This window comes from Thalassospira sp. CA1 (assembly GCF_059052855.1).
Genome location: NZ_JBZCIA010000018.1, coordinates 1 through 6930, shown reverse-complemented (window position 1 = coordinate 6930; position 6930 = coordinate 1). Strand labels below are relative to the sequence as shown.

Genomic DNA, 6930 nt, shown 5'->3' with positions numbered 1-6930 from the left:
AACAAGTTGATGTATGTCACGGTTTTACAACCCCGTTTTTGGTCTAGTACCCGAACCACCAAAAATGGGAGAGAGAAATGACATCCCGACGCCTATTTTCCAAAGCCCTTCTGTCCACCGTTGCGGCATGTGCCCTTGGCGGTGCGGCAATCGCGGCAGAACCAGCCGAACTTCGCGAAAGCGCGCTGGACTATTTTGAAGTCATTCCGTCGATGGTTCCCGCCATCGAAGGCAATGCCGTCACCCGTGAAAAAGTCGAACTGGGCAAGATGCTGTTCTTTGAACCGCGTCTGTCGGCCAGTGCGATCATTTCGTGCAACACCTGCCACAACCTTGGCATGGGTGGGGATGACAATCTGGAAACCTCCATCGGACATGGCTGGCAGAAAGGCCCGCGCAATGCGCCAACCGTTCTGAACGCCGTCTTCAACGAAGCCCAGTTCTGGGATGGTCGCGCCGAAGACCTTAAGGCACAGGCCAAAGGCCCGGTTCAGGCCGGCGTTGAAATGGCCAGCACGCCGGAACGTGTTGTCACTGTGCTAAAATCCATCCCGGAATATGTCGACCATTTCAAAACGGCATTCCCGGGCGAAGATGATCCTGTGACCTTTGACAATATGGCAAAGGCGATCGAGGCATTCGAAGCAACCCTGATCACCCCGGCCTCCCGGTTTGACCAGTTCCTTGAAGGCAATGACACCATCATGACCGAAACCGAGATGACAGGTCTGGAACTGTTCATCGATACCGGCTGTGCATCCTGCCACAACGGGGTGAATGTCGGTGGTACCGGTTATTATCCATTTGGTGTTGTTGAAAAGCCGGGCTCCGAAGTCCTGCCGCCTGATGACAAGGGCCGCTTTGCCGTTACCCAGACCGCAAGTGATGACTATGTGTTCCGGGCCGGTCCGCTGCGCAACATCGCGCTGACCGCGCCATATTTCCATTCCGGCAAAGTCTGGGATCTGGAACAGGCAGTTGCGATCATGAGCAGTTCACAACTGGGCACCGAGCTGTCCGAGGATGAAGTCAAGGCGATCACCGCCTTCCTTCAAACCCTGACAGGTCAGGAACCGCAGGTCACCTATCCGATCCTGCCGGTCAGCAGCACGGACACGCCAAAACCGGCCGCGATGATTGCCAACTGATATTGCATCCGCGTGCACTATCAAGTTGATCCGGTGCCCGTCACCCTATACTGGGTGGCGGGCATTTTTTGTCACCGTCAAAAGGCAAAGGATACCCGTGCCTTTGCCTCCCAGATATCAAGCCCGTTCTGCCCGATACTCAGATACCCGGCCCCGACGTCAAAGGCGATCCGGTCCTCATAGAAAAACCGCATCCCGCCGCGGATGGTGCCGGTCACAGGCGATGTGTCTTCAAGTCGCAGATCACCCGACAGGATCTTGCCGTCATTGGGACGATCGAGTGCGATATGCAGCCCAAGCTCGCCATAGGGCATTCCCAAAAGGTCATCACCAAGATCGACATACCGGCTGGCCTCGCCCGATAGTTCCGCCGAACCATAACCAAAATGATCCGAGCCGATATTGACCGTCACCGGTGTGGTGTTGATCGTACCGCTCAGATCATAGTCCTCGACAAAGGTTTCGGCATAGGAAAGACCAAGGCGCGGGCGCAAGAACCATTCTTCATAGCGATACTGCCCGTTGATTGCGGCCGCGGCGGAAAGTTGATGGGAAAAGTAATTCCCTTCAAGAACGACAACCTCAAGATCGTTTTGCAACAACATATAGCCAAGCGATCCCTGCACCGCCCATTGTGGCGACAGCCGATGGGCAAAATACGGCCCGACCGAAAAACCATAGGCCGCGGTTTCCAGCCCGCCGTCATATCCATCGGACCCGCTGGTTTCAAATGATGCAGAAATACCGGCAACCGTATCCTCGGCAATTTCGCGATCAACCCCGAACAGGAACGAACCGCTGTAACCTTCGGTATCAAGATTATGACGATGATCCTCGGCATAAAAGCCGCGCGTTTCCGACCAGAAGTTCCACAAGGGTTCACGCATAAAATCGCGCCCCGGCGTCAATGGCACGTCCGACTGTTCAAGCAAGGATGCCACCGTGATCCCCTCATACCCACCCTGTCGGACCAAGGTGCAGGGCGCGGTAAAAATCGCCCCGCTTTCATCGAGATACAGGTATCCATTCCCTTCAAGGATCGCACAGGTACTGTCCGCAAGATATGCGTCAGGGCGCTTTGAAAGTTGCGCATTGGCAACTGTTTCCGGCACGTTTGGCGATGGCGGGGTGATGACTGGAACCTCCGGCGTAACCGGTTCCGGGGGCAGCACCCCGATGGGTGGTTTTGTGCCGATTGGAAGTTCCGGCGTGATCCCGGTTGGCGGCAAGGTGCCAATGGGCGGCGTTACACCAATCGGCAGTTCCGGCGTAATCAGATCGGGTGGCAAAATGCCGATGGGCGGTTTGACGGCAATCGGGACCTCGGGCGTGATGCCGGTCGGCGGCAGGATACCGATTGGCGGGATCACGGCGATGGGGATTTCCGGTGTGATTGTTTGGGGCGGCAAAATCCCGATCGGCGGCTTGATCGCAACGGGCGGATCAACAACCACCGGCACCTCTGGTGTCAGAAAATCAGGGAATAATCGTCCGATGGGCGGCAGGTTCACCCCGCCTTTCTGGTTCTGACTGTCCAGAAGACAGCCACCGCCACTATTGTCATAAAGATGGTGCGTCCCACCATTTCCGGTCGAGACAACATCCGACAGGGTCAGATGCAACCCGCGCCGTGCCTGGTTCCAGCTATCCTTGGTTGCCCCTTGCGCATCAACGCGAAACGCCCCGGAACTGGTTCCTGACAGCCACACTGAATTGGAATTATCAGCTGTTTTCCCCACAAAAATCAGCCCACCATCTGCGGTACAATTGGCCGCCCGCGCCTCCGACAGCGACGCCGTTGCAAATAACGCCCCAACACCCGCAATCGCCCAATGACCAGCAAACTGGCCAACAACTGACCGTCCCATATCAGCCCCCCCATCATGGTATCCAAGTTGCACGCGCAGCACCTGTCGGTTTGATCCGACTATTACGCACAGAATTCATGCTGTTCAAAGCGGTCCCAAAGCTGTGTTTGTATCCACCGGTTATTTCGGAAACAGGAATGTCAAAATCAGTCGCGCGCCCCACCCATCGGGCCCCGCATCCGGACTATCAACCCAATAACGGACACCCGCCCCGACACTGATTTTCTGATCGCCGATGCTGGTCAGCTTGGAAACAATCCCATTGACCGGCACCGACCATTGTTCGGCCGTCCAGTTATAGGTGCTTTCGGTATTCAGCGCGAAAGTCCAGGCATTCGGCGTGGTGTAATTGATAAAGGGTTGGAAAAAACTGGCGTTGGTCGCCGAGGCCGCAGACCCTTCGTCCGCGCCCCAGACATGATTGGTCAACATGCCATAGTTCCACGGACCATCGGCAAACAAACCAACCGCCGTCGGACCAGCGCCCCATTGATCAACGCCAAGACTGCTTTCACTGGCGGTTGGCAGTAACAATGCCGGACCAACACCCCAGATCAGGCCGCTTTCGGTGGGCTCAACCGGCGAGAAGAAGAAGCTTTGAACCGTATCGCCAATGCCGGTATCGGTGCCACTATTGCCATTGATATCGTTCTGATGCACCAACGGCAAAATGGTGCGCGAAATCAGGTTCCAGTCATCATTCAGACGCATCGGCATGACCGGTTGCACATTGATCAGGTATTTTTCCCCGTCAGCCGATCCATACCCGCTGTCATAATTACCCTGCAACGGGACGCTGATCAGATTGGCCACCGGATTGGCCAACTGTTTGGCAAGATCGGAATTGTCACTTTGCGCGAACGCCGGGACCTGCATCAGCATGACGCCACCCCCGACCGCACCGGCAAAGACCCGCTGGCGCACGCAAAATTTTAGAAATCTTACGAAAAGCATGGTCTGTTCCTTTCTCAGTTGATGGGGCGCATGTCGCGGCGACAACCGATGCACAGATCAAACAGCATTTCCTGACAACCAATCCGCCATCAGGCGAAAGTGAGGATCATTGGATATCCCTGACGATGCGAAATCCGATATGGTTGGAACCGATATGCCCCTCGGCAGGTTGTCGGGCGGCCGGGCGATAGCGCAGGCAGAAATTTGGCGCACATAACCATGATCCGCCTTTCACAACGGTCATCGGGCCGGTTGCGCTGCTGGCAAAACGTACGGCAAGCTTCATAGGCGGGCCACTTGGGTCCGTCTGGGCAGTGTTTGGATGCCCCGGCACCCACCAATCATTGACGTGTTCCCAAACATTTCCGGCCATGTCGTAAAGACCATAACCATTTGCCGCAAATTGCCCGACGGGTGCAGTTCCGTGATAACCGTCATCGGCCAGATCGTCTGTCGGGAACTGCCCCTGCCAGCTATTGGCTTTCCAGCCCTGGGCAGGGTCATATGTGTCGCCCCAGACATACGCCTTGCGCGACAGACCGCCACGCGCGGCAAACTCCCACTCCGCCTCGGTCGCAAGCCTGCCACCAGCCCATTTGGCATAGGCACGCGCATCTTCGATGGACACCTGTGTTACCGGATGATCATCCAGGCCATCGATGTTGCTTTCGGGTCCGGTTGGATGTTGCCAGTTTGCCCCGGCGATATACCGCCACCAGTTTCCGATATCCCCCATATCCACAGCACCTGCGGGTTGGGCAAAAACCATCGATCCGGGTTGAAGCAGTTCCTCGGGCACACCGGGATAGTCCGCCGGATCAAGCGGCTTTTCCACGGACGTCACATATCCGGTTTCTTCGACAAATTCGCGAAACTGCGCATTGGTAATTTCGGTTCGGCTGATCGCAAAGGGCGAAACCGTCACCTGATGGATTTCGGTTTCTTCCCGATAAATGCGGTCTTCCCCCATCAGGAAGGTGCCACCCGATAGTTCGACAAACTCAGGCAGGTCTGCCGCACTGGCAGCGGGTAACCCCAAAAGGCCTGCGACCGCACAAGACAGGATAGGGAGATTGCCCCGAAAAATGTATCTCCCAAAGACCGTCAGTCCCTTCATCCTATTGGCGTCCCTTGGCAAGGAAATCCTGCACCATGTTCGACATGTCAAACGAGGCCCCGCCCTGCACAGGCGGATATTCGCCAAGCGTCTGAAGATGCTGGGTCATCAGCACACTGACCGGCTGCATGAGCCATGAGACCTTCTGTGCAAGATGGCCATAGGAATCAATGCTGCTGTAGCTTTCGAACGGATCCATCCGCAGATTGAAGATCATCGGGAAGTTCCGCGGCGTCATGTTATCGTAGTAATCTTCCTTAAGCGCGAAGTGCAGTTTCCAGGGCCCGACGCGCACAGCCGTCAGCTGGCTTTCGAAATAATAGAAGATGTGATCACGTGCCGACTGGTCGGTTTCACCCTGCCAGTAAGGCAGGTTGTTCACCCCATCGATATACTGGTTTTTTTCTTCCATCACCCGTTCGGCAGGATCATCAATCCCCGCGGCAACGGCAAGGGATGTGAACATGTCCTGATGGCCCTGAATACCGTTCAGTATTTTGTCTTCGGGAAGTTTGCCCGGCCAGCGGATCATGGATGGCACACGAACGCCACCTTCATAGGTGGTCATTTTCTCGCCGCGGAACGGGGTGGTCGCGCCGTGCGGCCAGGATGCATGCTCAGGCCCATTATCGGTCGAATACCAGACGATAGTGTTTTCAGCCAAACCCTGCGCATCAAGCCAATCAAGCACACCGCCAATATCGTGATCGTGCTGCAACATACCGCTGCCGTGATAATCGGCCTCGGATGTATATTCCTCGGCAGCGTAACGCCACTGCTCATTCAGCCGGGTGTAAAGGTGCATGCGGCTGGTATTAAGCCAGACAAAGAACGGCTCATTGGCATCCTTGGCAGCCGTCATGAAATTGATCGCCGCCGGGATGATTTCTGCCCCGTCAAAATCCTTCATCCGTTCCTGGGTGAGTGGACCGGTATCCTGAATGATCTGTTTGCCGACCCGGCCAAAGCGCGGATCGACCGCGCCGTTGTCTTCTTCGGTGGCAAAGCTGTGTAACACCCCGCGGGTACCAAAGCGGGCGTCATATTCCTCAAGCGATCCGGCAAACTGCTCCGCAAAGCGTTGATAATCGCGTTGCTCGGCTTCTTCCTGCGTGTTGAGGTGATAAAGATTGCCAAAGAACTCGTCAAAGCCATGGACCGTTGGCAAATGTTCGTTGCGGTCGCCCAGATGGTTCTTGCCAAACTGCCCGGTGCGATAGCCCTCTTCTTTCAGAAGCTCCGCCAGTGTCGGGCTTTCCTTTTGCAGGCCAAGTGTCGCCCCCGGCTGGCCAACCGTCGTCATGCCCGACCGGATCGGATATTGCCCGGTAATAAAGGCCGCACGCCCGGCCGTGCAGCTCGGTTGTGCATAGTGGTCGGTAAACCGAATGCCTTCATTGGCGATCCGGTCGATATTGGGGGTCGTGTAACCCATGGTGCCCAGCCCATAGGAAGACAGGTTCTGCCAGCCGATGTCATCGCCCCAGATCACAAGGATATTGGGCCTTTCCGCGTCCTGCGCAGATGCTGGAGACCAGATGAAATTCAGGGAAATCGCCGCCACCGCCGCAACCAGAAACGTCTTCATTATCTGCTCCTATCCTTCGCGCTTTCGCAAGCAATGTCGGCAAGAGAATTTCCGGGGGATCCAATGAAGGCACATCGCACGAAACACGGGTTGCGCTTAAACCTGTGAGGCTTGCTTTGAGGTACTGATAGTACCCCATAAAAACTTTGGGTTGAATAACTTGTTTGTGAAATGGGACACACTTGCGCATCGCCATAAGGAACCGGGGCCTGCGATGCAGAGGACGGGGAGGTCGTACACACAAATACGCTTTTC

Annotated in this window: 5 protein-coding genes; 1 reads left to right on the top strand and 4 read right to left on the bottom strand. The window is 55.9% G+C overall.

What is annotated here, in order from left to right; translation table 11 throughout:
• Positions 1-77: 77 nt before the first annotated feature.
• Positions 78-1148: a cytochrome-c peroxidase gene (locus AC5Q5A_RS19645; protein WP_064781722.1), complete on the top strand. Its 1071-nt coding sequence runs from the start codon at positions 78-80 to the stop codon at positions 1146-1148.
• A gap of 77 nt (positions 1149-1225) precedes the next feature.
• On the opposite strand, the gene AC5Q5A_RS19640 is transcribed toward AC5Q5A_RS19645, so the two are convergent.
• The 4 genes from AC5Q5A_RS19640 to AC5Q5A_RS19625 form a co-directional block, all read right to left on the bottom strand.
• Positions 1226-3016, bottom strand: coding sequence for an autotransporter outer membrane beta-barrel domain-containing protein (locus AC5Q5A_RS19640; protein WP_493896345.1), 1791 nt, complete (start codon positions 3014-3016; stop codon positions 1226-1228).
• 120 nt (positions 3017-3136) lie between these two features.
• A complete protein-coding gene (locus AC5Q5A_RS19635; protein WP_493896344.1) occupies positions 3137-3970 on the bottom strand; it encodes a transporter in 834 nt (277 codons plus the stop codon).
• 106 nt (positions 3971-4076) lie between these two features.
• Positions 4077-5009, bottom strand: a complete 933-nt coding sequence (locus tag AC5Q5A_RS19630) for a formylglycine-generating enzyme family protein (RefSeq protein ID WP_493896343.1) — start codon at positions 5007-5009, stop codon at positions 4077-4079.
• 79 nt (positions 5010-5088) lie between these two features.
• Complete coding sequence (locus AC5Q5A_RS19625) at positions 5089-6675, bottom strand: arylsulfatase (RefSeq protein ID WP_493896342.1); 1587 nt, start codon at positions 6673-6675, stop codon at positions 5089-5091.
• Between the last annotated feature and the right edge of the window lie 255 nt (positions 6676-6930).